Here is a 22,120-nt window from a genome sequence, read left to right as displayed (position 1 = left end):
TCTTCAATTATGTTTTTACGTGCAACAACGGCAGGCCTAAATGACGGCGCTGTGTTTCGCCTTTAAGCTGAGTTTGTTCACGGACGGTGGGAGAGCCTCTGCGGCCTTTGCCCATTTTGTCAATCGGATAAGAACTTCCCAGATGCAAAGTATGTTTACCGAATTTTCGCCCTAATTCATCGGCGACATTGTAGAGGCTTCTTATCTTTTCCGCCTGCAGGGGATTATCAAAAAGAGAGTATTGAATACTGGCGTCCGGCTCCAGATCAAGAAGAACAACTCCGGTGGCGCGATAAATATCTTTTGGTGAATAGCAGGAATCAAAAAGATCATGAATGACGCCCGAAAACTCGAGCGGGAAAGCACAAGGGCGTGAGAGCGTTGCTTCGCTGCCGGATGTGCCGAAATCATTTTTTTTGAGAAAAACAACAATTTTATTCGGTGCCAGCGAATAGCGTCTGGCCTTGATACAAGCGGATTCCATATTGCGCATAAGATGGGCGAACAGATACTCGGCATTGGAAGTCGGCGGCGCGAAAGTTTTTGTTTTGCTGATCGAAGCGTAAGAGCTTTTTTCTTCCGTAGCAACAGGATAAACCGATTCTCCGCGCAGCTCCTGCCAGATTTCCACACCGGGCTTGGTAAATTTTTCTCTCACTTTTTCCCCCGGCAATTGCGCAAACTCCAGAGCGTAGCGAATACCCATTTTGGCCAGATAGTTGGTTGTGGCATTGCCTATGCCCCAGATTTTCTCCACGGGAAGATCGCAGAGATATCCGGCAATTTCCCTTCCTTTGATTATTGTCACACCTGATGGTTTCCGGTGTTTGGAAGCGACTTTGGCCAGCACTTTGGTGATACTCAATCCCACCGAAACAGTTATGCCTAATTCTCTTTCAATTTCCTTTTTCATTTTAAGAACAATTTCTTCATAGGACGAACGCAGGGCGCGGCGCATGCCGGTAATATCGGCAAAAGCTTCATCAATGGAATATTCTTCCACGTCAGGCGTAAAACGCCGCATGATGCTGAACATTCGCTGTGAAAATAAACTGTAGGTTTCGTAATCCGATGGAAGGACAATTAATCCCGGACAAATTTTGCGTGCTTCATGCAGAGGAACGCCGCGTTTGATGCCTAATTTTTTGGCCGGATAGCTGGCGCAGGCGACAATGCCGCGCTCACCGCCGGTAATCAGTGCTTTACCTCTAAGTTCGGGATGGATTGCTTCTTCGCAGGAAGTGAAAAAAGCGTCGCCGTCGATGTGCGCAATCGCGCGCGGCCAGGAAGAAAGAGAGAATAATTGTTGGTACATAAGATATGCTAAAAGTTTAAATTAAAAAATTAAAAAATTCTGGAAACTTTCAATTACAAATGGTCTTTGACGGTATTAGCCATTAACGTGCAGATCAGCGGCGGTTGTAAGCCGACAGCTGGATTTGCTGGTTTGGTGCTCGCATTTCAGTCCTTCAGCTGTTTTTTTACCGATTTGATGAATCGTCCGAAGGATTTGTCCTTCTTTCGTTTTTCCAAGTATGACATTCCGTAGTACTCAGACTCCTTCTTGAGCTTCATATAACTAGCATAGCGGTCTTCGCTCAGCTCGCCTTTTTCGATAGCGGCCCGGACTGCACAGCCCGGCTCGTTCTCGTGGCTGCAATTCGCATATCGGCAGTTTGCTGAGAGCCCGACAAATTCTTCGAAACCCATGTCCACTCCATCGCCAGCCCCGACAAGGCCCAGCTCCCGCATGCCAGGCGTATCAACCAGCATCGCGCCCTGGCTGAGAACGATGAGCTGCCGCCGGGAAGTCGTATGGGTGCCTTCTCCCGTACCGCTGACGGCTTTTGTGTCAAAAACTTCCCGGCCCATGAGACGGTTGATGATAGTCGTCTTCCCGACACCAGATGAGCCGAGCAGACAGTATGTCCTTCCCGGGAAGAGCGTCTGACGGAACTCGTCAAACCCGATACTGGTGATGTTGCTGAGAGCAAGCACTCTGGCTTTGGTGACAGAGCTGATAATCGCAAGCTTCTGACCCAGCTCATCTGGGGAGATCAAATCCGTTTTTGTGAGTATGATGATCGGCTCAACATGTCCGTCTGCCGCCATTACCAGGTAACGATCCAAGCGGTGGGGGTTAAAGTCGAAATGGCATGACTGAACAATAAAAGCTGTATCTATATTGGCTGCAACCATCTGAAAATCGATGTTTTCACCTGCGGTCTTGCGCCGCAGGAATGTCTTTCGAGGAAACACCCGGTGGATGATAGCGGCAGTGTCATTGTTGTAATACTGCGCCGTCACCCAATCTCCGACGCACGGCAGGTTGACGGGGCTCTCAATTTGATAGGAAAGCTTCCCTGTGAGCTCAGCCGGGACCTCTCTCTCCCCATTTTTTATGAGGTATGAGCCGCGGTTAACGGCGGAAATGCGGGCAAAGCCACAGCCCTCCTGCTTTAATTCATTGCTGTACATTTCAAACCATTGGTCGAAACCCAGTTCTCTTAATTCCATATAGCTTTATCACCGAACGAAAAAATCAGCTGGATCAAGGCGCGAGCCTTGCGATCGGCTGTATTGCTTTTGTTGGGTATATTATTGATGAAGGTTCCCACGCACTTCTTCTGGTATATGTAGTTTTTGTGGGACGACACCTGTACCCAAGTCAATGAGCTTCCAGTTCTTGCCACCCTTAAACATAAAAATAACAGCATCGTCGGTATTGTCAGAGACATCCGGTACAACAACAGCTGAAACCCACCATTGACCGCTTCGGTCAAGCGCTATCTTGATATCTTTTACTGAAGCAACACGAACGTTTTGACTATTTTCAAAAACTAGTTGTTTGACAGCAGCAACAATTTCTGTTGTCGATGGTTGAGATATTGATTTTTCTGAAAATGATTCAGATGCTTCCTTGGTTAGACTCCTAGTTATATTTTTTGAGGCAGCAGATTGCTCGGAAGAAGGTCCGCAACATACAAGGTTTATGATAGTTAATATGACTAATGCACTAACCTGTAAAATATTCATAATTTGCATTTGACATTATCTCCAAAATTTAGCCCAACAATGTTTATACAGTCTGTATAAATCTGTAAACACAGACAGTTGCTTTCTGTATAAATAGTTTTTTTATATTTGAATTATTATCAGTCACCATAAATAAAATCAACCATTTAAAGCATAATTTAAACTTTTTCGATTCCGATTTATACAGGTGGCTTCAGTGCTCCGGCTGTAATGCCTTGAACGCATTGCCTGACTAAGTTGAGTAAGGAGTTTCGGCTTGTTGTCAGTTGTTGGCATCGGCATAACGATTCTTATTGCCGGAGCGGTTGCCGTCGCAGGTTTTTCCTTGAAAAATGCTGCATGATTAATTTCAGGCTGAATCATTTTCAATCTCCTCATATAAATCTTGCTTTATTGTGAGACCAAATTTTCAAAAACGAATAACCTAAATGAAGTCTGGATTCCGGCCCCCGATACTGTGTCGTAATGGACAATATTGGCTATGTCCCCCGCTGGCGGGGGGAGGGGGTGGAAGTTTTTTTTAAACATACGTTATATTGGCCAGTTACGTATTACGTGAGTTTTATCCACCTCCGTCCCGATACTGCATCGGGACACCTCCGCCAGCGGAGGACACTAAATGGTTATATTTCTTATTACGACACAGTCTCTTCGCCGGAATGACAAAAAGCATTTTTACTTATGGTATTTCCTCACCACTGCCGTGATCACTCCGGCAATGCGTAATTCTTCCTGCGGACTGATCGGCGGATACTTCGGGTTAGCCGCTTCCAGAGTTATCTTTTTCCCCCTTTTGCGAAAATATTTCATTGTCCAGTGACCATCCACTTCCGCCAGAATGATGTCCCCGTTTTTGGGCTCCCTTCCTCGCTCCACGATAACCAGATCTTTTTCTTTTATCCCTTCGCCAATCATGGAATCACCGGTAACGGAAAGAACAAATGATGATGATGGATTATTGACGAGATACTCATCAAAGGAAATTGTATCTCTCAGTTCTTCTTCTGCCGGTGAGGGGAACCCGGCCGCCACATTGCCCACAAGGGGAAGATTGAAAGACAACCGCGCGGGTTTCAGAAACCCTTTTGTGTCCTTTTCCAAAGCGCCTTTATCCAGCAGTTTTTTTGTCCAGTACTCGGCGGCGCTTTTAGCTTTAACGCCTAAAAGAGGAAGCATTTCCGAATAGGTAGGCATTCGTCGCTGTTTCTTAAAAAACGAGGCAAATTTTTGCTCAACATCATTAATATTTATTCTTTTCTTCATGGAAACTGTATATAGGACGAACGTCCTATTGTCAAGAATAAAAATTTGGACCTGATTTAATCACACTTTCTAAATATCCTAATGTTTAGGAAAACTAGTATAGTTTGCCCGAATTTCTGAATAAATATAGTTTATAGGCATGGGATTCATTGTCAATATTCGACACTTTACTCCTGATTATTACCTTTTTGTCGCCTTGTCTGACTATCCGTCGCTGGGCGCTTTGCAATATCTAATCTCTATGAGACATTTACAATAATCCTCCACCCATTATATCGGTAAAGGCCGGGATCCGGGAAATACCTGATAATGCTGCTGGATACCGGCCTCAACCGGTATGACATGCGTGCGGGTTTTATGCTTAAAAGAAATGTTATTTTTTTACTATAGTACCAAGGAAAAGATATGTGGCAATCTATTATACCCAAGGCACCGGAAGACATTAGCGTTGATGAGTTCTTTACCAAATTTGTTCCGGATCAGTTCAGCCAAATGAACGAACTGTTCAGCGTCATGGACTTCTCATTCCTGGCCGGCAGGGATTTTAAGATGCAATTCGACATCGAAGACAAGGTTTATTCCGTAACGTTCAAGAACGGGAAGGATCTGGAGGTGATTAAAGGGTCGACTGAAAAACCTAATTTTACCCTTATCGTTTCCGAAAAAGATTGGCGTGATGCCGTTACCGGCAAATTCAACGAGTTAGCTGACGATTTCACCGGTGATCCAACCTTGTTCATCGATGCCAAGCGTTACAAAGCCTTTATGTCCGTGAATGGCACGGTAAACATAAATCTGAGGAAGAAAGATGGGAGCAATCTTCCCCTCAGGTTAATCTTTAATGGCGAGGAAAGCCCTGCTGTAACCGTTAATCTCGATATGCTCGACGGCCTGGATATGATGAACAAGTCGACCACAGGTCCTGCGTTGTTCATGAAAGGAAAACTAAAGTTCTCCGGCGACATGGTTTTGCTGATGAAACTGCAAAGCCTCATGTAGGAGCATGACCAATTACCGGTTTACGCATTTCTGCAAAGATTTTAAAAGATACATACAAGCGCAGATACAAAATTCAACTAAAATATGCAGGGTGGTGTTCATGATTTATAAAAGACAAAAAACTTGCCGAAATCATTCTTACAAATGTGTCTCTGCGGAAAAAGTTGTGGACAGACAACGTGCTTCGGGACAGGCTCGCTAAAGAATTGAGCTCTTTTAAAAATGCCAGGGATTTTGAAAACCTTATCGCCCAGCGGGTGAAAAGTTACTCATTTAAATAATGCGGAATATCAAAGAAAATAAAAATTACACTAGGAGGCAGGAGGTATAAACATGGACTATCAAACAATAAGAAAAAAAATTATTGATATCATCGCCGATATCGCAGTAGATGAAGATCTTTCGAACATTGATGACAATATAAAGCTAAGAGAGCAGCTTGATTTGGATTCAATGGATTTTCTGGATATTGTGATGGAATTAAAGAAGAGACATAAAATTGAAGTTCTTCAGGAAGATTATCCCAAGCTGGCAACATTGAAAAGTTGTGTTGAGTTTTTGGGGCCCAAATTATCATTTAGTTCATAATGACTAATTATGATACTGTAAAAATGGACGCGGGCATTTCGCATCTGGCGGCTTAATTTTGCCGTTACCGCTGATGCAGGAAAGAAAAATCATTCAGCTATCCGGCAATTAAAAAACATGCATAGAAATACAAGATTTATTCATAGGCAACATTATTATGGAACAGCAATACGAAACTAAATATATTTTTAAATATTGGTCGAATATCAAAAATGATGTAATAGATTTTATTTATGTGATTATAAACTGCACTGTGCTTGCCATTGCTGTTACCATAATCGGCCCCATTAGAAACTTTCTGATCAATTTTGTCGCGTCGCAATCATTCGGTATCACTGTTACTTCAATTGTCTTTTGGTCGTTAATGATCATCAGGCCGCGTACGTGGGAATTACTTTTGTTTATTGTCGTCATAGACGTTTGCTGTGCGGTGTTAATCGGTCTGCAAATTTGTATTTTTATCCTGCAGTATTTCTTTAATATCGTCCTGGACTTGCAGGCAAATGGTCTAGGCCTGCAGATGATTATAGGCGGTTTGCTCTTTAGCTTTTTCGGTGTTTATTTTTTCTTGACAAAAATCAGATTGAAATATCGCAGCGAAATGATCGCCCGGGAAAAAACCCGACGCACAGACATGGAAAAAGAAAATCTTTCAGCTAATCTTAAAGTGTTGCAAGCGCAGATAGAGCCGCATTTTTTGTTTAATACCCTTTCCAATATTTTGAGTCTGATTGATACTAAGCCGGACACGGGCAAATCAATGCTCCTGGATTTGACTAAATATCTGCGCACCTCTTTATCCCGAACTTTGCCGGAAAAAACTACGCTATCTCAAGAAATGTCCATGATCAAAGCCTACCTCGATATTCATAAAATCAGAATGGACGAGCGCCTGAATTATAAGATTGACGTTCCGGATAATCTTTGGCAACATTCTTTCCCGCCAATGCTGTTGCAGCCGCTGGTCGAAAATGCCATTAAACATGGATTGGAACCAAAAGTGGAAGGGGGAGAAATCGTCATCAGGGCAATTGAGGAAAATAATCTTTTAAAAATAGAAGTTGCGGATACCGGCCTGGGATTTTCTGATTTAGATAAACCCGGTTTGGGTATTACTAATGTGAGGGAACGTCTTAGTTTGCTTTTCGGAGAAAAAGGACGATTGATAATAGAAGAAAACAAACCTCATGGTGTTCGGGCAACAATAGAGGTGCCGGTAAGTGAATTATAAAGCCATTATTGTTGATGATGAGAAAGAACTGAGAACTTATCTCAAAAAAATGCTTGTCGAAACCTGGCCGCAGTTGGAGATTTGCGGCGAGGCAGCCAACGGCAAGGAAGCTCTGAAGATGGTCGATGCTTTTGCTCCGCATATAGTTTTTCTGGATATTAAAATGCCCGGGCTTTCCGGCCTGGATGTAGCTAAAAATATCGCCGGCATTTGCCGGATTGTATTTATCACAGCTTTTGATCAATATGCCGTCGAGGCATTTGAGCGCGAAGCTGTGGATTATCTGATAAAACCGGTTACAAAAGAACGATTACTGCAAACCATAAACCGTCTGAAAAAACAGCTTCAATCATCCCCTGAACCACCACCGGACCTTGCCCAGATTATTACACAGGTTCTTGCCAATTTGCAGGAAAATACCAAAGCAGGATATCGGTATCTGCAATGGATTAAAACGCAACACAAAGAAAGTGTCCGCATAATCCCTGTTGAAGAAGTTGATTATTTTCAGGCAGGAGATAAATATACTTTTGTGAAAACTGCCCAGGGGGAAGCGCTGATCAAAAAAAGTATTAAAGAATTAAGCCAGGAGCTTGATCCGCAAAAGTTCTGGCAAATCCATCGCGGCACAATTGTCAATGTATCCAGAATTGAAAATGTCGGACGTTCTTTCACCGGCCGCGGCATCCTGAAACTTAAAAACAGATCAGATGACCTCACCGTCAGCCGTCAATATTTACATTTATTTAAGCAAATGTAGTGAGCCAAGCTGAGAGCAAATCCCGACGCGTCGGGATGCCGCTCGAAGCGTAAGGCGAACTATCCCAGGAGCGAAGCGACGCGGAGTAGTGAACTCCTTCCCCGAAGCGAAGCGACGCGGCACATGCAAAGCGAAGGGTTCCTTGGTACTTGACGAAACTCTCTAAACATGATGTCTATTGGCGGAAATTTAAAGTCATCGGGAGGGTACGTTGATTCGTCGTCACCTTTTTTTGTTTATAGTTTTGTTTCTGGCGGGTGTCCTGCTCTCTGCCCTGATTCTTCGTATCGGCTATTTGTACATTGAAGTAGGTAAAAAAGTTGCCGAGAACAATGATAAATCCCCCTCTATATTTTACGGACGTCCCCTGGAAATTCGTAAAGGTGATCATCTGGGAAACATCCGCTTTAACGAGCGACTTAACAAACTCTCTTACAAAAAAGTCAGAGGAAGGCCATCGACGGCCGGAACATTTTCCGAAGAGAAGGCGCATATCCGGATATTCCTGCGTAGCAAAGGAATCGAAAAGAGAGTTAACGAGGACGCGCCGGTCGATATAGCTATTCACGACAACCGGGTCACAACGATTACTTCCTCAACAGGTAAACAATTGGAATCGATCCAATTGGAACCGCAAGAAATCAGCCGCATTGGTCAGACGCTTGAATCCCGGCATCCGGTTACTCTCGCCGGTGTTTCCTCATATCTGCAAAATGCGGTAATAGCTACTGAAGATCCACGCTTTTATTCTCACTTCGGATTTGATATCCCTGTAATCGGTTGTGATTACACAATTACTCAACAACTGGCGAAAGACTTATTCCTTCCTCCCCGGAAGACCTTTGCGCGCAAACTACGTGCGACAGAACTGGCCCTGGCTATTGAGTTGCGCTACTCCAAAAAAGAGATACTGGAGATGTATCTTGATAAAATTTATTTAGGGCAAGCGGGCTCCCGGGGGATTTACGGCGTTGAAGAAGCGGCAAATTTCTATTTCTCGAAGCGAGCGAAAAACCTTTCCCTGGAAGAGGCGTCGCTGCTTGCCGGGATAATCGATTCTCCGAACCGACGTGTTCCCTTCAGGAATCTTGATGCGGCAAAAGAGCGTCGTAATATAGTCCTGTCCAAAATGCAAAAACGGGACATGATTACGGAAAAAGAGTTTCGCCGGGCATCAAACGCGCCGATACGAATCCAATCAAGAAGTGGCCTTGCTAACGTAGGCTCGTATTTTATTGATTACATACAGCGGATCACCAAAGAAGAACTGGGGACTGAAAAATTCTACCATCCCGGTTACTCTTACTACACAACCCTTGATTCCGTTTTGCAGGTTATTGCGGAAGAGGCAGTCGCCCGGGGACTGGAAGAGCTTGACCAAAAGGCCATACCTGCCGGTGAGCCGCTGCAGGCCGCATTGATTGCCGTTGACCCGAGAACAGGAGAATTGGTGGCTATGGTCGGCGGACGAAGCTACGGGCAAACCCGGTTCAACAGAGCAATAGATGCGAAACGACAACCGGGAAGCGCTTTCAAACCTTTTGTTCTTCTCGCGGCGCTTTCCGGGGGGAACAGAACTCTTTCCACAATGGTGTCCGGTGAGCCGATATCGATTCCTACACCTGAAGGAATGTGGAGCCCGTCGAATTTCGAAGACAAGACGTATGGAAAAATCACGATTCGCAAAGCAATAGAGGATTCTGTAAACACGGCCACAACAAGGTTGGCTAGTGAAGTCGGCTTCAAAGAAGTACTCAACACCGCTCGTCTGGCCGGTATCATGAGCCCTCTTTTACCTGTTCCTTCCATGGCGTTGGGAAGCTTCGAAGTCACGCCTCTGGAACTGGCCTATGCCTATGCAACAATAGCTTCAGGCGGTATCCGCTATGAACGATTTCCGCTTTTTTCGGTAACAACGGCAAAAGGAGATAAAATCATAGCCAGAAAACTCAACAGCAAACAGGCGTTTGATCCGCAGGTGACCTATCTTGCCGGATATGCAATGGAGGGTGTACTGGAGCGTGGTACGGCACAAGAGGCAAAGTCACTGAATATTAATTTTCCGGCATCGGGAAAAACCGGAACAACGAACGGCAACAAGGACTCCTGGTTCGTAGGGTTTACCCGGGATGTCGTTTGCGCAGTGTGGGTGGGGTATGATTCGGGAGCAGATACCGGTATGACCGGAGCCCAGGGAGCCCTTCATATCTGGACACGATTCCTGCGATCCATATATTCTCAATCCGGACCGCTGGCCATAAATCCGCCCAAGGGAATAGAAACAGCAGTGATAGATCACAAGACCGGATATCTTGCCACGGCTTCGTGTCCCCAAAAAATACGTGAAGCCTACGTCAAAGGGACAGCGCCGAAGAAAAAATGTCCTGACCATCCTGAAAAATCTTCGAAGAAATGAACACGAAAAATTCGCTGAGGTATTTGACGGAAAGTTCTAACCCTCGTGTCATTCGCCGGGGTTCCCTGCGGGATGTTACTTCGGCGGGAATCCAATATTTCTTTCAAAGGGGAAACAGGGCGCTGTCACTAATATCCTAATATTTTGAAAAAAATATTATGTTGTCCCTGGTTTTATTATTTTTCGGATTTGATTATAGGCTTCTTTCGCGGGGGAATCTTGTAAACATCAGCTTTTAGGTTGCTGTGAAAAAGACCGGATGCTTCGCGAGTCACGGTCAGATAATACCGCCATTCTTCGGCATCCTCCCTTATACTGTTAAAAGTCTTAATCATTTTGTTAATTTCTTGACGAGAGAGGTTCTTTCCAATGGCTTCGTCGATCCTGCGATTCATTGTATCCAATTCTTTCAAGCAACTAGAGAGATTCTCTGTAATCCTGCGGAGGGCAGAAAATTTTTCTCTTGCGATTTCATTCTGCAAATTATCTAAAGGACTATTCTTGGGATTAGACATAAATCACACATCTTCTATATGGTTCGAGCTAACAGAATCAAAACGCGCAATTATTTATGTCGGCACGTATTAATTACTTTTATATTGTTTTTAAATCGAGTTCAAGTGCATATAGAACAAATAGGGTGCTGTCTCTAATTATCTTAATTTTTAGAGAAAATTAGTATGGTGTCCCCGGATTTTAAGTGATGTTAAATCAAACACGGTGGTAAATTCCATTGCGATTGTCCCCGATTAGAATTTCTTGCATTTGAAGTATAGCAAAAATTCTACGCGCGTACCAATAATCGTATTTGAAAATAATTATGATGTCTCTGGATTTTCAGCTTTAAACCATTCCCTTGCGCGCCATCCAATACATCATGGGTATCAGCCGGCCTTTCCGGTTAAGAGCAGCATTATTACGATAGTAGGAGTGGGGATTGAGTCGTTTCATCACCCAATGAAATTTGCCTGAAAACTGTGGAATACAGTATAGTCTCCCTTTCTCCACAGCTTTTATCGCCGCTTCCGCTACCTCGTCGGAGGTTATTCTGGCGTTGTTGAAGGCTGCTTCGGCTAGCTTTTGTTCCATCTCTGTCTCGGAACGCGTATTTTCAATGAGGTTAGTCTTGAAAAACATGGGGCAAAGAGCAGTAACTCCGATGTTAAACGGAGCAAGCTCCGCATAGAGGGTCTCCGAAAGAGAGATAATCGCCGCTTTGGATGTATTGTACGGGGCCATTTCCGGCGAGCACAATATTCCCGCGGATGAAGCAACATTCATAATGTACCCTCCGCCATGGGCTTTCATGCGGGGAATAAAACTGTGACAACCATAGAGCATGCCCCAGAAGTTTACACCATATAACCATTCCCAGTCCTTCAGGGAAATGTTACCCACGTAACCGGCGACTGCGACTCCGGCATTATTGACAAGGAGATCGACTCCACCCCATGTCTGGAAAAAGTGTTCAGCCATGGTTTCGACATTTTTAGCCACACTGACATCTGTCTCATAGATTTCGCCACTGCCACCATTGTTAACAACCATATCCAGCGTTTCTCTGGCTCTTTCGGTGTTAATGTCCACAACCCCGATACTGCAGTTCTTACGTGCCAATACCAGTGATAATGACCGCCCCAAACCGGAAGCGGCGCCAGTTATTACTACCCTCTTTCCCTTAAGGTCTCTTTTCATTCTTCCGTTCCTCCCCTGATTATTATTTGATGCCTTTAACAAAATCCAGATATTGCGTTGCTGTTTCCTGCGGTCTTTCCATCATGGGTAAATGTCCGCAATCTTCATAATTCCTCCTTGGACTCAATTGAATTGAACTCATTTTGGTTTATGTCTTGCAAAAACTATTTATAAAGCAAATATTATCAGGAGAAATGGATCTTTGGTAAGAGCTTGTTTTGATATTGAATGCTTATAGAAAATATTTTCTTTTATGTCAATCCTGGATTTCGGATCAAGTCCGGAATGACAAAAATAATGTCCCCCGTTGGCGGGGTCAGGGGGTGGATTTACTAACTTTCGTGTTATACCGGTCCCGCATACCCGGGCATTCGCCGGGGTTCCCTGCGGGATAAACTCCGACCGGCCATGGTGCTCTTCAGGGTATAAATCCAGAAAATCTCCTCTCCCTTGACGGGAGAGGTTGGGAGAGGGTGAAATATTTCTTCTTTGTCCTTCCCGTCCCGCATACGCGGGATGTTACTCCGGCGGGAATCCAGAAACATTTTCTTTAATATGTTGAATGCCTAATATGATAAAGCTTTGCGGGGAGAATCAGTGTCAAATGTCAAGATTAAAGATTTGACCCCAATTTCTTTTTCTATTGTTAGCTTGAACCGCCTTTCATAACTTTAAACTTCCTTCCAGTTGCGGTAAATTTTTCAATTTTTAATTTCTTAAGTCCGGCTTCTTTGTTTTTCAATAATTTTTCGTAGAATTTTATCGAATCACTGTCTCTTTTTATAAAGCCCTCAATGAAAATAATATGTAACGCCGGAAGATTTAGAGCTTTAAATTGATTTAATATATTTTTATTCCGTTTAACTGCTCTCTTATATCCCTTTATTAATTCCTTCTCGGTTTCGATTTTTGCTTCATAATCAGCAATGCAAGATTCAATATAATCTAATTTATTAAACATAATTCGTTCTTTTATGCCTTTTCTTCTTTGGGCATTCCCGTTACAAAAAGCATCCACCAATGTCAATAATTAAGTATACTGTCCTCCGAATTGCGTCCCACGAATTTCGCGGTTACTTACCGATTAACCTTTTCAATATAAATTCCAGAGCCGATCCAGACGGTATCCGTGATCTTAGTGGAATAGCTTTTTTTCAGCCATATCTTATTTTCATCTATTGGATTTGGCCAAGTGAATAGCACAAATCCGTCGGCATAACCGTTTTGACGGTAAGCGGCGTCGGAAACCATTTGAAAGAATTTGGCGTCCTGTTGCTGCTTGATCCCATATTGAGGATAGGCCTTCATCACAAAACCGGTATCGAAGAAATCTTTACCGACCATAGCCGGTTGGGCGCCATGCGCCCGGCATTTAATCTTCACCGTTTTGCCATTCTGCATCTCGTTCTCATAGGCGAACATGTAAAGCTCTCCCTGCTGGAAGGGACATTTGCCTGCTTTGCATTCAGGGTCTCCTGCCTGCCTATCGAATTCCTTAAAGGTGGTGGCTAAGCCTTCCTGTTCGCCCATATTTTTCATGTTGGCGAGCGTAAATGCCTTTGCCTTGCAGACAAATTCTATCAGATCCTTTTCTTTGGGTGGCAGGGTGGAGAAATCGCTACACTCCCCGGGATAATACCCGACAGATTCTTTTGTGTTTATCAGATCATTCAAATCCGCGTTGGGAATATAGCTCCGATATATCTTTTCGAAAGTGCCGTCCGCCTTAAGACCATCAAGGGTAGACTGCCATTTTTGAACTATCTCCGCAGGAGTTCCAATCGACACCGCAATGTAAAAATAAGTATTGCTCAAGGTAGCAACCGGTTCCAGATCATCCATAGAGTATCCGGCATTTTTAACAATATCAGCAACCGTAATATCCGTGAAAACGGCTAACTGTACTTCGCCCTGCATGAGCTTCCGGACATTGTCGGTGGGAAGCGGGGAACTGACCAGATTAGTAAAACCCCTATCCTTGAGGTCCTGCTCGTTAAACCAGTTGGCTGTCGTACCGATGGCGGCTACCTTTCTGGTATCTTCCAAACTGTTCATTCTGATACCTGAACCTTTTCTGGCGTACAAGATTGAGCTGTTTTTGCCGACCGGCCCTACCCATTGAAACAGCTTCTCCCGCTTTGCCGTTCTCTCGGCACTGAAGAGCACTACATTCGGGTTACTCAGCGCCAATTTGTAGGCTTCATCCCAGGAAGCCAAGCGGATATTGTCGGGGATGCCTTGCCGGGCACTGATCTCCCGGACCATATCCGTGACGAAACCGGAGACCTTTCCATTCTTCATGAAGGTTACCGGCGGATATTCCTCAGTCATCATCTGGATGATTTCCGGCGCTTTTTCGGTGGGAAGCCATTTCGCATAGATATGTCTGAAGGTTCCGTCAGTCTTCATCTCATCGAGTGCTTTCTGCCACCGGGCAACCAGTTCGGGCGACGTGCCTTTCGAAAAAGTGACGTAGATCATGTTCGTGGAAAGGTTCAAGACGCTCTCTACATCATCCATCGTGGCGCCGATTTGTTTCAGCAGTACCGGCATCGCGAGATTGCTGCCGGGAAAAAGTTGCGCCTCACCACTCAACAGTTTCTTGATGGCGATCTCTTCCGTCGCCACGGTTTCCAGATTCGTGAATCCTTCTTTCCGTAGGAGTTCCTCTGAATAATAATCCTTGACGACGATAATCTTGGGAAGTTTTTTTGCGTCCTCCAGTCGGGCTATCACCATTTTCGAACCTTTTCTGGCATAAAGATTGGCATCCAGAAAGGCGATTGGTCCCACCCATTGGAGCAGTGGCTTCCGCTCCGACGTCATAGCCACGGAGAAAAGGGCCACATTCGGCTTTTCCATAACCGCCTTATATCCCTCGTCCCATGTTGCCAGTTGAATATCAGCATCCGCGCCGGTTCTTTTTATCAGTTCCTGAACCACCTCCGTCGCCTGACCGGTAACCTTGCCGTTTTCGGCGTAGTTGAGTGGCGGATACGACTCCGTATAAATCTTCAGGCTTGGGGGTTTAATGACGCCGGTCTGAATCGTTGATACACAGCCGGCAAGAAATATTAAACTCAATATCAAACAACATAACGTAATCTTTTTCATAAAAATTCCTCTAAATTAATTATATCATAGGTATTGTGAAAACAACATCGTTAATGAGCCAGGCAAAAATTTACCCCCTTGTTCTCTACTAATAAACTTTCCGCCCTTGAGGGTCATAGTGGCCAGGGTATGAATCAAAAAAATCTCCTCTCCCTTGAGGGGAGAGGTTGGGTGAGGGTGAAATATTTCTTCTTTGTCATTCCGGTCCCGCATACCCGGCATTCGCCGAGGTTCCCTGCGGGATGTTCCTCCGGCGGGAATCCAGAAATATTTTATTTAATATGTTGCATGCCTAATATGATAAAGCTTTGCAGCGTGAATCAGCGTCAAATGTCAATGTTCAAGCTTTACCCCCAATAACTGGATTTTTCTCTTTTAAAAATAATGAATAGTGCTATTATGTATTCAAACCATCGGAGAAAGCCAACAAACGGTCGGTTTATGAACGATACAAATGATTTTAATGATAAGCAAATCAATCCTGTTTCATTGATAGATTAAATAAAGAGGTGGTGAATTATGGGGGGAAGAGAGCAAGAAAAGGGGGAAGGACCGAGAAGAATTATGGTTAACTCTGATGAGGAAATAATAGAGGCTCTAAAAAAAATAAATGAAACTCTCAAAGTAAAAGAAAGAAGAACGATTATTTGTAACGAAGGAAAGGCAACAAGGAGAATGCCGGGTAAATAACACTTAATTCAGGTCTTCATTGGTGCACTTTGAACTGGTATTCACCCTTTGAAACAGTCAAGGGCAGACCTGACCCCTTGACTTGCCCGTTACAAAAAGCATCCACCAATGCGAATAATTAAGTATACTGTCCCCCGAATTCCCGATGGGCAAAGTAAAAGTAGATAATGTCATATAAACAAAAAAACAAGTTCTTACCAAAGGAGAGAAGAGCTATGAAGAGAATCATTACCTTAGTGATGGCTTTAGTGATGATGCTTGTATCTATTGAAGGATGTTGGCCATGGCGGCATGAAGATGCCAAAGTTGACAAACAGGAAAGTGATGCAGGACGTAACAAAAGCGGTGTACCTGGAGGTCCTGAAGGTTCCGAAGGTGCCCAAGGTCATGCAGGTCCTGGAGGTGCCGGAGGAGGACATTAGGCAAAGAGAATATTACAGGAACAAATAATTTGTATGGTATGTCAATTTTTGTCATACCGGCGAAAACCGGTATCCAGTCTCTTTTAATTCACTCTTCACATCTTTCTTTTTAACTACTTAATTACTTAAATCTATTATTTTTAACCTTGAACGTAGAACGTAGAACTTGTTTTTTTCTCTTCACTATTCACCTTTCACTCTTTAGTGACACTCGCAGAAAACTAGTCCCGACTTGTCGGGACGACGTTTGAAGCGTCAGTGGAATCCCGACATCGTCGGGATGACGTGGGGCACTTTTTACGCTTCTCTATTCACCTTCTTTTTAGACTGTCATCTGAATTTGTTTTTACATCCTCTAATCTTCCAATCTTCTAATCCTTTTCATCCTGTTTGAATTACGAGAGAGACCGTAGACAAGAGAGGTCGCAGTTCTGAAAAATGGTTACGTCCATTTCCTCTTCGATGTACCGTAAATCTTCAGCCAGCATGCAGTCTGCCGTTTCGCCGCGGAAACGCTGCTTATAGGCGGCAAACAGGCGGGGCTTTTTGGCACCCAACTCCGTGGCAACTTCCACGGCACGGTCAATGACCGATTTGCTTTTGACCAGTTCATCCACCATGCCCACGGCCAGGGCTGATGGTCCATCGAACTTGCGGCCGGATAAAAAGGCCAGATCGGTCATCCGCTCGCCGATTACGTATTTCACCATGGCCAGGCATCCGGAGGGCGGGATAATAGAAACATCGATTTCCGGAAAGGTGCACACCGCCTTTCCCTTCTGCATCACCCGGTAGTCCAGGCACATGGAGAAAGCCAGGGCGCTGGCTACCACATGGCCGTTGATGGCGGCTACCATGGGTTTGGGAAACACAAAGGCCCGGTGGAAAAAGGTGAAAAGTTTCTTGAAAAATTCCTTAATGGCGTCCGCTTCCAGTTTCATGACGTATTGAAGGTCCATGCCGGAAGAAAAGAATTGGCCCCCGGCCCCGGTCACCACTACACCGCGAACCGCATCGTCGGCTTCAATGTTGTCTAAAGCCGCGTTAAACTGTTGAATCATTTCCACGTTAAAGGCGTTTTCCGGGCTGTTGTCCATGACCAGGATTGCCACCCCATCTCTGGTATCAATATGAATCGTCATATATGCCCTCCTTTCTCAAAATCGCTAAGTGTTAGTGACACCCTCTAAGAACTATCTCTGTAACGTTTTTCATCGGGGAATCCGGTATTATTTTGTTCCTGGATTCCGGATCAAGTCCGGAATGACAAAAAAGATGTCATACCGGCGCAGGCCGGTATCCAGACCCATTCACCATTCACTTTCTTTTTAAACTGTCCTCCGAATTTGTTTTTACAATCCTCTAATCTTCCAAACCTCCAATCTTCTAATCCTCTTTTTTCCTCCCTTCACTCTTCACAGGTTTTTTAATATCTAACTCTGCTTCGCGCTCAAAATCGCCGGGCTGGCTTATTTGCTTCTCGTAATATTTCGTCGCGTTTCCGTAACAGGTGATAAACGATTCGATAATCTTGTCATAAGGCAAATCGGCAAACGAACCGTGATCGGCAATGTACTCCATGTGACGCCGGCCTTCCATATCAAAAGGATGAAAGATGGCATCGTTTATCCCGTCAAAATCCAGCGGTTTTACCTTGAATTTCTTGCACAAAGATAAGTTGAATGTGGGCGTAGCCTTCAACCAGCGGCCATCGAGAAAAATATCGTTGTAACCGTGGTAAAAAAATATATCCGTTTGCATGATTTCTTTAAGCCTTTCCGTAGTAAGATGATTGCGGACATTGGCAAAATGCAATCTGGCGGGAATACCCTGCGCGCGTGAGACGGCGGCCAGCGTTATGGCTTTGGTTACGCAAAAACCATAACCCTGACGCAAAATAGTACTGGCCTTAAAACCGTTGCGGTTAAAATCAATCCGGTATGGATCATAATAAATACCATCCCGGACGGCATAGAAAAGCTTGATAGCTTTCTCACGGGGTGTTTTGGCTCCGGTGACAGCTTTTTGCGCAAAAGCCTGAACCTCCGGATTATTGCTGTCGATAAATTCTGTCGGTTTTAAATATTCTTCCATCGTTTGTCATTCCCGACCTGATCGGGAATCCAGTTCTTTTTTAATAAGGCGCATACCCGGTTATCGGGATGCGGCAATCTTAATTAAGTATACTGTCCCCCGAATTCCTCTTGTATGTCAAGGGAAAAGGGTCTGGATTCTTTGAATCGCGCTATCCAGGTCAACCGTCATCGAATCAGTGATCTTCTTTTCAATGGCGAAGACCATACTTTCGTTTAGCCGGATCCGGTTCTTTATCTCTTCGGTAGTGCCGTAACGTTGAATAAGATCTTCCACTCGTTGGACGAGGCTTACGATCTCGTCATGCATCACTCTCTTGTCGGCGTAGTTTACTATCTCCCGTTCCTCCAGTTTTCCCTGCGGATTGAAATCCAGAAGAATTACATGTTGCTTTACAATCTCGCCTACGCGCGCGAATCCTAACTCCCGCAAAAGTTCTCCGCCGGATTGATCATGATGTTCTTTTGTTTTCAGTGATCTTGTCTTGGTTATGTCATGAAGAAGCGCCGCCGCGATAACCAGATTTCTGTTTATGGACACCGCTTTTTTGAGGTTGTCTGTTATGGCCAGGGATACACGCATCACCTGTAGGGAATGAGCGATGATGTTTGGCAGCATGCAATATTTTGCCATGAGTTCATCGCATTCCTCACGCGAAGGTATTCTATCTGTAGAAGACATAGGAACGTTTGGCATATTTGTCAAATAGTGATGATTTGAGTCATATCTTGCAATATAATTTCTCAACTTCCAGTTAACATTTTATAATTATCTAATTATGGATAATGAATAAGCAGTTTCATTAATAGAACAGTCCCATCATTTTCATGAGAATAAATGGAGATAGTTTTACTAGCTTAATAATTAAGTATACTGTCCCCTGAATTCCAAACCCCTGCTTTCCCGATCAGATGAGCCAAGCAAAGACTTGACCCCCTTTTACCCTAAGACGGATGGGTAGAATCAACTTTTAAATTCTTTGTCTTTTCTCTTCGTCGACATTCACCCCAATTCTCTAGTTTTCTGCTATAGGATTCAAATCCATGGCGAATGACAATATTTTGTTCTCTAACCTTTTTCCTAAAGAGCTTAATTTGTCTATCTGTCCATTTGGAATAAATATAGTAGTCTTCATTTGTTTGTTTTTTAATAGGATTGTAATTATCAAATGTTTGATTTAGTGGCCTGTACCTGCAATCAGCTATTTGCACACCCCATTGTTTGCATTTATTCAATTTTTTCAGCATTTCATAATAATCAGGTTCAAAATTGTAAATCATAAAGATATAAATATCTTTTGCTGGATAACCAGCATTTACAAGTATATCTATCTGTTTCTTTATGCTTTTCCATTCTTTGTATCTATGATCCCATGCAATTCTGGGATTTAAGAATCTCGCTTGCTTAAGTAATTTTGCGATTTTGGGAGTTAGTAATCTTCCATCTATTCCACATTGGCTCTCAGAATATACAACTCTTTTATTGTATGTAGCATATTTCAACTCTTCCAATATGCTTTCTATAAAAGGATTAGCCAAGAGATTATTATCATAAAATATTATTCTATTGCTACAAATCTCATCTTTTATGCTTTTCTTTGCAATAAATTCTGGCTCAATTTTCCATGAGCCGCAGAACTTACATTTTCTTTCACAGCCTCTACTTGTGTGTATAATCTGATAATCTATATCTACAAGATCATAAGCCGGTTTGAATTTTTCTGCATTTTCATCTACACCAACGAACACATCATCGCATCCCGAGCGTCTACAATGTTTTGGCATAAGTGAAGCATAAATACCACCTACTACGACTTTCGCATTAGGATAATTTTCTTTGTAAAAATGAACGCTATCCCATACATAATCAGACCAATATGTAAATAAAGAAGTGATTTTTATCTCATCAGGATAAAAATCACTTAAGTATTTATTGCCCCGCAGAAGTTTGACATCATCGCCATGGTCTCTATGATAACTAGCGAGTTTCAACAAACCAATGGGCAAAAAATCCCGATGATTTCTGCTCTTAGCTGGTAATGGGAAGTTCGGTTCGACGAGAAGTATATTCATTTCAAATTGCCATTAGAAAAAATAAGATCATAAACATTTTCAAAAATCGATATTGCTTGGTTTGGCGATATTACAATATCTGTTGGATGTGCGCAATCGCATCGTGTACTATAATCAGAAAGAAGTTTCTTACACTGTGTTTCTGTAATGATTTTCTTGTATAAAAGGTAACTTAATAGCTGCCGATCGTTAGAATTCACTCGTATTTCATCGAGCGTAGTAGCATTTCGTTGAAAGTTTCTTGAAATATGCTTGTATACCGACATTGGTGTAGCGGCCATATCATTTGCCGCTATATTATAAGCAGCAATATCCTTATTAACATAGTCCAATATTCTGCTGACACCAGCAGCCCAAATCATCAGAGTAGATGCCTTAAAACAATGTTTCTCAAGGCAGTATAGTGCCTCTTCTATAAAAGCATTTTCTTCTTTACTAAAACTTTTCCCAATTTCTTCGAAATTAAGTCGTACGTCAGCTAATGATGTCTGTTGTTTTTTCGTAATTCTAATTTTTCTATAAGCAAAGGTATCGGTCTGTTTGTTGCTTTTTGATTTAGCTTCTTTATTAGTTTTGAAAATGATTATTTTTTTCTTCTTTTTTTCTTCCTTTTTCTTTGCTGATTTTCCTAATGCCTCATATTCTTCTAGTGTCTTCTTGATAGATTTATTTTTCTTGTTGAGAAAGGTAATTAGTATTTTTTCTATTTCGGGTTTTTTTTCAGAATCACTAAAAACAACCTTAAATTTATCCATAAGAAAACGTGTATTTACTAATTTACCATCTATCGCCTTTTCTATTAATATCTCACGAATTTTGTTTTCTCCATATTTATTACAAACGCCAAGATAATATTTTTTCAAAGGATTAATAAAGCTTGATTCTATTTGTACTAAATAGCTCATGTTTAGTTCTTTAGAAATCGCCTTTTCAATTATTTTGTCATCATATTTGATTAGTTTCAGTATATCTGAAAGGTCATGTTGTTTGTGCGAATTAGCCGTAATCTCAATAATTTTTTGTCTAATTTCTTCATCTGTTATATCCGGATTTCCATTTCTAAAATCATTAATAATTTTCTTAATTGCCTTAGTTTCAGCTGGTTTATCCCAATCTTTTCTTAGCATATGAACTTGATACGCCAGTATTCGTCCGTCAATATCATCTTCTGCAACTAATACAGGTACCTCAGCCTGTTTGCTTGCTAACGCTGCACGTAGTCTACGCTCACCATCAATAAGGATATATGTAGATGTGTTCGACTCATCTTTTTTAACGATTAGTGGTTCTAAGATTCCATATTTCTCTATTGAAGAAACCAAGATAGCAAACTGTGGCTCGTTAATAATTTGTTTTTCTGTCAATCCGCGTGGATTGTTTTGATCGAAAGAGATAGTGTTAGGATCGACATATTCTAATTCTCTGTGTAAGCTACTCATTATACCTCCTCTCTACTCTTGATAAAATTGATTTATTAGAATGCTTCTATTTTCTAGGATCATGGTAGAGGTCTTGAAATATAAGTTTTCAGCCTCCAAACTAACATTACAAATTTATTTTCGTGAAGCACGCAGAACAAAAGGTGTCTTTGACACCTTCTAAATATCGTGGGACGGAGTTTAACTAACTCCTTTTTTTAATAGAATTCAAGAAAAAAATTCAAGAAGAATGTGAAAAGTGCCCCACGTCATCCCGACGATGTCGGGATTCCACTGACGCTTCAAGCTGCACTTCGCTTGC

Annotated in this window: 21 protein-coding genes; 6 read left to right on the top strand and 15 right to left on the bottom strand. The window is 42.9% G+C overall.

Going from position 1 to position 22,120, the window contains the following annotated elements; genetic code table 11:
• Window positions 1–7 precede the first annotated feature (7 nt).
• The 5 genes from CVU62_00355 to lexA all read right to left on the bottom strand — a co-directional run bounded on the left by CVU62_00355 (window position 8) and on the right by lexA (window position 4,299).
• Window positions 8–1,315 (bottom strand): DNA polymerase IV, encoded by a 1,308-nt coding sequence (locus CVU62_00355; GenBank protein ID PKN38687.1) that lies wholly within the window; start codon window positions 1,313–1,315, stop codon window positions 8–10.
• A 146-nt stretch (window positions 1,316–1,461) separates the two neighbouring features.
• On the bottom strand, window positions 1,462–2,517 hold the full coding sequence (gene rsgA, locus CVU62_00350; GenBank protein PKN38686.1) for a ribosome small subunit-dependent GTPase A: 1,056 nt from the start codon (window positions 2,515–2,517) through the stop codon (window positions 1,462–1,464).
• 81 nt (window positions 2,518–2,598) lie between these two features.
• A complete protein-coding gene (locus CVU62_00345; GenBank protein ID PKN38685.1) occupies window positions 2,599–3,045 on the bottom strand; it encodes a hypothetical protein in 447 nt (148 codons plus the stop codon).
• 129 nt (window positions 3,046–3,174) lie between these two features.
• Entirely contained in the window at window positions 3,175–3,399 is a 225-nt protein-coding gene (locus tag CVU62_00340) for a hypothetical protein (protein PKN38684.1), read from the bottom strand.
• Between the two features lie 312 nt (window positions 3,400–3,711).
• Window positions 3,712–4,299 carry a repressor LexA gene (gene lexA / locus CVU62_00335; protein PKN38683.1) on the bottom strand — a complete coding sequence of 196 codons (588 nt, stop codon included), beginning with the start codon at window positions 4,297–4,299 and terminating at the stop codon, window positions 3,712–3,714.
• A 405-nt stretch (window positions 4,300–4,704) separates the two neighbouring features.
• Here lexA and CVU62_00330 point away from each other — a divergent pair, with 405 nt between their 5' ends.
• The 5 genes from CVU62_00330 to CVU62_00310 all read left to right on the top strand — a co-directional run bounded on the left by CVU62_00330 (window position 4,705) and on the right by CVU62_00310 (window position 10,293).
• Window positions 4,705–5,298 (top strand): hypothetical protein, encoded by a 594-nt coding sequence (locus CVU62_00330; protein ID PKN38682.1) that lies wholly within the window; start codon window positions 4,705–4,707, stop codon window positions 5,296–5,298.
• Window positions 5,299–5,631: 333 nt separating this feature from the next.
• Window positions 5,632–5,886 carry an acyl carrier protein gene (locus tag CVU62_00325; protein ID PKN38681.1) on the top strand — a complete coding sequence of 85 codons (255 nt, stop codon included), beginning with the start codon at window positions 5,632–5,634 and terminating at the stop codon, window positions 5,884–5,886.
• Window positions 5,887–6,043: 157 nt separating this feature from the next.
• Window positions 6,044–7,117, top strand: a complete 1,074-nt coding sequence (locus CVU62_00320; protein PKN38680.1) for a hypothetical protein — start codon at window positions 6,044–6,046, stop codon at window positions 7,115–7,117.
• Window positions 7,118–7,166: 49 nt separating this feature from the next.
• A complete protein-coding gene (locus CVU62_00315; GenBank protein ID PKN39427.1) occupies window positions 7,167–7,877 on the top strand; it encodes a DNA-binding response regulator in 711 nt (236 codons plus the stop codon).
• A 211-nt stretch (window positions 7,878–8,088) separates the two neighbouring features.
• Complete coding sequence (locus CVU62_00310; protein ID PKN38679.1) at window positions 8,089–10,293, top strand: hypothetical protein; 2,205 nt, start codon at window positions 8,089–8,091, stop codon at window positions 10,291–10,293.
• Window positions 10,294–10,469: 176 nt separating this feature from the next.
• Here CVU62_00310 and CVU62_00305 read toward each other — a convergent pair whose 3' ends face one another.
• The 5 genes from CVU62_00305 to CVU62_00285 all read right to left on the bottom strand — a co-directional run bounded on the left by CVU62_00305 (window position 10,470) and on the right by CVU62_00285 (window position 15,324).
• Window positions 10,470–10,808, bottom strand: coding sequence for a hypothetical protein (locus CVU62_00305; GenBank protein ID PKN38678.1), 339 nt, complete (start codon window positions 10,806–10,808; stop codon window positions 10,470–10,472).
• A gap of 328 nt (window positions 10,809–11,136) precedes the next feature.
• Complete coding sequence (locus CVU62_00300) at window positions 11,137–11,988, bottom strand: short chain dehydrogenase (protein ID PKN38677.1); 852 nt, start codon at window positions 11,986–11,988, stop codon at window positions 11,137–11,139.
• A gap of 646 nt (window positions 11,989–12,634) precedes the next feature.
• Complete coding sequence (locus CVU62_00295; GenBank protein ID PKN38676.1) at window positions 12,635–13,015, bottom strand: hypothetical protein; 381 nt, start codon at window positions 13,013–13,015, stop codon at window positions 12,635–12,637.
• Between the two features lie 50 nt (window positions 13,016–13,065).
• Window positions 13,066–15,102, bottom strand: coding sequence for a hypothetical protein (locus CVU62_00290; protein PKN38675.1), 2,037 nt, complete (start codon window positions 15,100–15,102; stop codon window positions 13,066–13,068).
• Window positions 15,103–15,126: 24 nt separating this feature from the next.
• The gene (locus CVU62_00285; protein PKN38674.1) at window positions 15,127–15,324 is read right to left on the bottom strand and encodes a hypothetical protein; all 198 of its coding nucleotides are present in this window, start codon (window positions 15,322–15,324) and stop codon (window positions 15,127–15,129) included.
• Window positions 15,325–16,007: 683 nt separating this feature from the next.
• On the opposite strand from CVU62_00285, the gene CVU62_00280 reads away from it, so the two are divergent.
• Window positions 16,008–16,214, top strand: a complete 207-nt coding sequence (locus tag CVU62_00280; GenBank protein ID PKN38673.1) for a hypothetical protein — start codon at window positions 16,008–16,010, stop codon at window positions 16,212–16,214.
• Window positions 16,215–16,609: 395 nt separating this feature from the next.
• On the opposite strand, the gene CVU62_00275 is transcribed toward CVU62_00280, so the two are convergent.
• The 5 genes from CVU62_00275 to CVU62_00255 form a co-directional block, all read right to left on the bottom strand.
• Complete coding sequence (locus CVU62_00275; GenBank protein PKN38672.1) at window positions 16,610–17,356, bottom strand: hypothetical protein; 747 nt, start codon at window positions 17,354–17,356, stop codon at window positions 16,610–16,612.
• Between the two features lie 244 nt (window positions 17,357–17,600).
• Complete coding sequence (locus tag CVU62_00270) at window positions 17,601–18,308, bottom strand: transglutaminase (GenBank protein ID PKN38671.1); 708 nt, start codon at window positions 18,306–18,308, stop codon at window positions 17,601–17,603.
• Window positions 18,309–18,425: 117 nt separating this feature from the next.
• Window positions 18,426–19,004 carry a metal-dependent phosphohydrolase gene (locus tag CVU62_00265; protein ID PKN38670.1) on the bottom strand — a complete coding sequence of 193 codons (579 nt, stop codon included), beginning with the start codon at window positions 19,002–19,004 and terminating at the stop codon, window positions 18,426–18,428.
• A 248-nt stretch (window positions 19,005–19,252) separates the two neighbouring features.
• Window positions 19,253–20,380 (bottom strand): Fe-S oxidoreductase, encoded by a 1,128-nt coding sequence (locus tag CVU62_00260; GenBank protein ID PKN38669.1) that lies wholly within the window; start codon window positions 20,378–20,380, stop codon window positions 19,253–19,255.
• A complete protein-coding gene (locus tag CVU62_00255) occupies window positions 20,377–21,819 on the bottom strand; it encodes a hypothetical protein (protein ID PKN38668.1) in 1,443 nt (480 codons plus the stop codon). The genes CVU62_00260 and CVU62_00255 overlap by 4 nt, the downstream gene beginning before the upstream one ends.
• Window positions 21,820–22,120 lie beyond the last annotated feature (301 nt).

The sequence above is a fragment of the Deltaproteobacteria bacterium HGW-Deltaproteobacteria-2 genome (genome assembly GCA_002840505.1).
GTDB lineage: Bacteria > Desulfobacterota > Syntrophia > Syntrophales > Smithellaceae > Smithella.
Note: the sequence above shows the minus strand (reverse complement) of the source record. Positions and strands in the feature narration are given on the sequence as shown.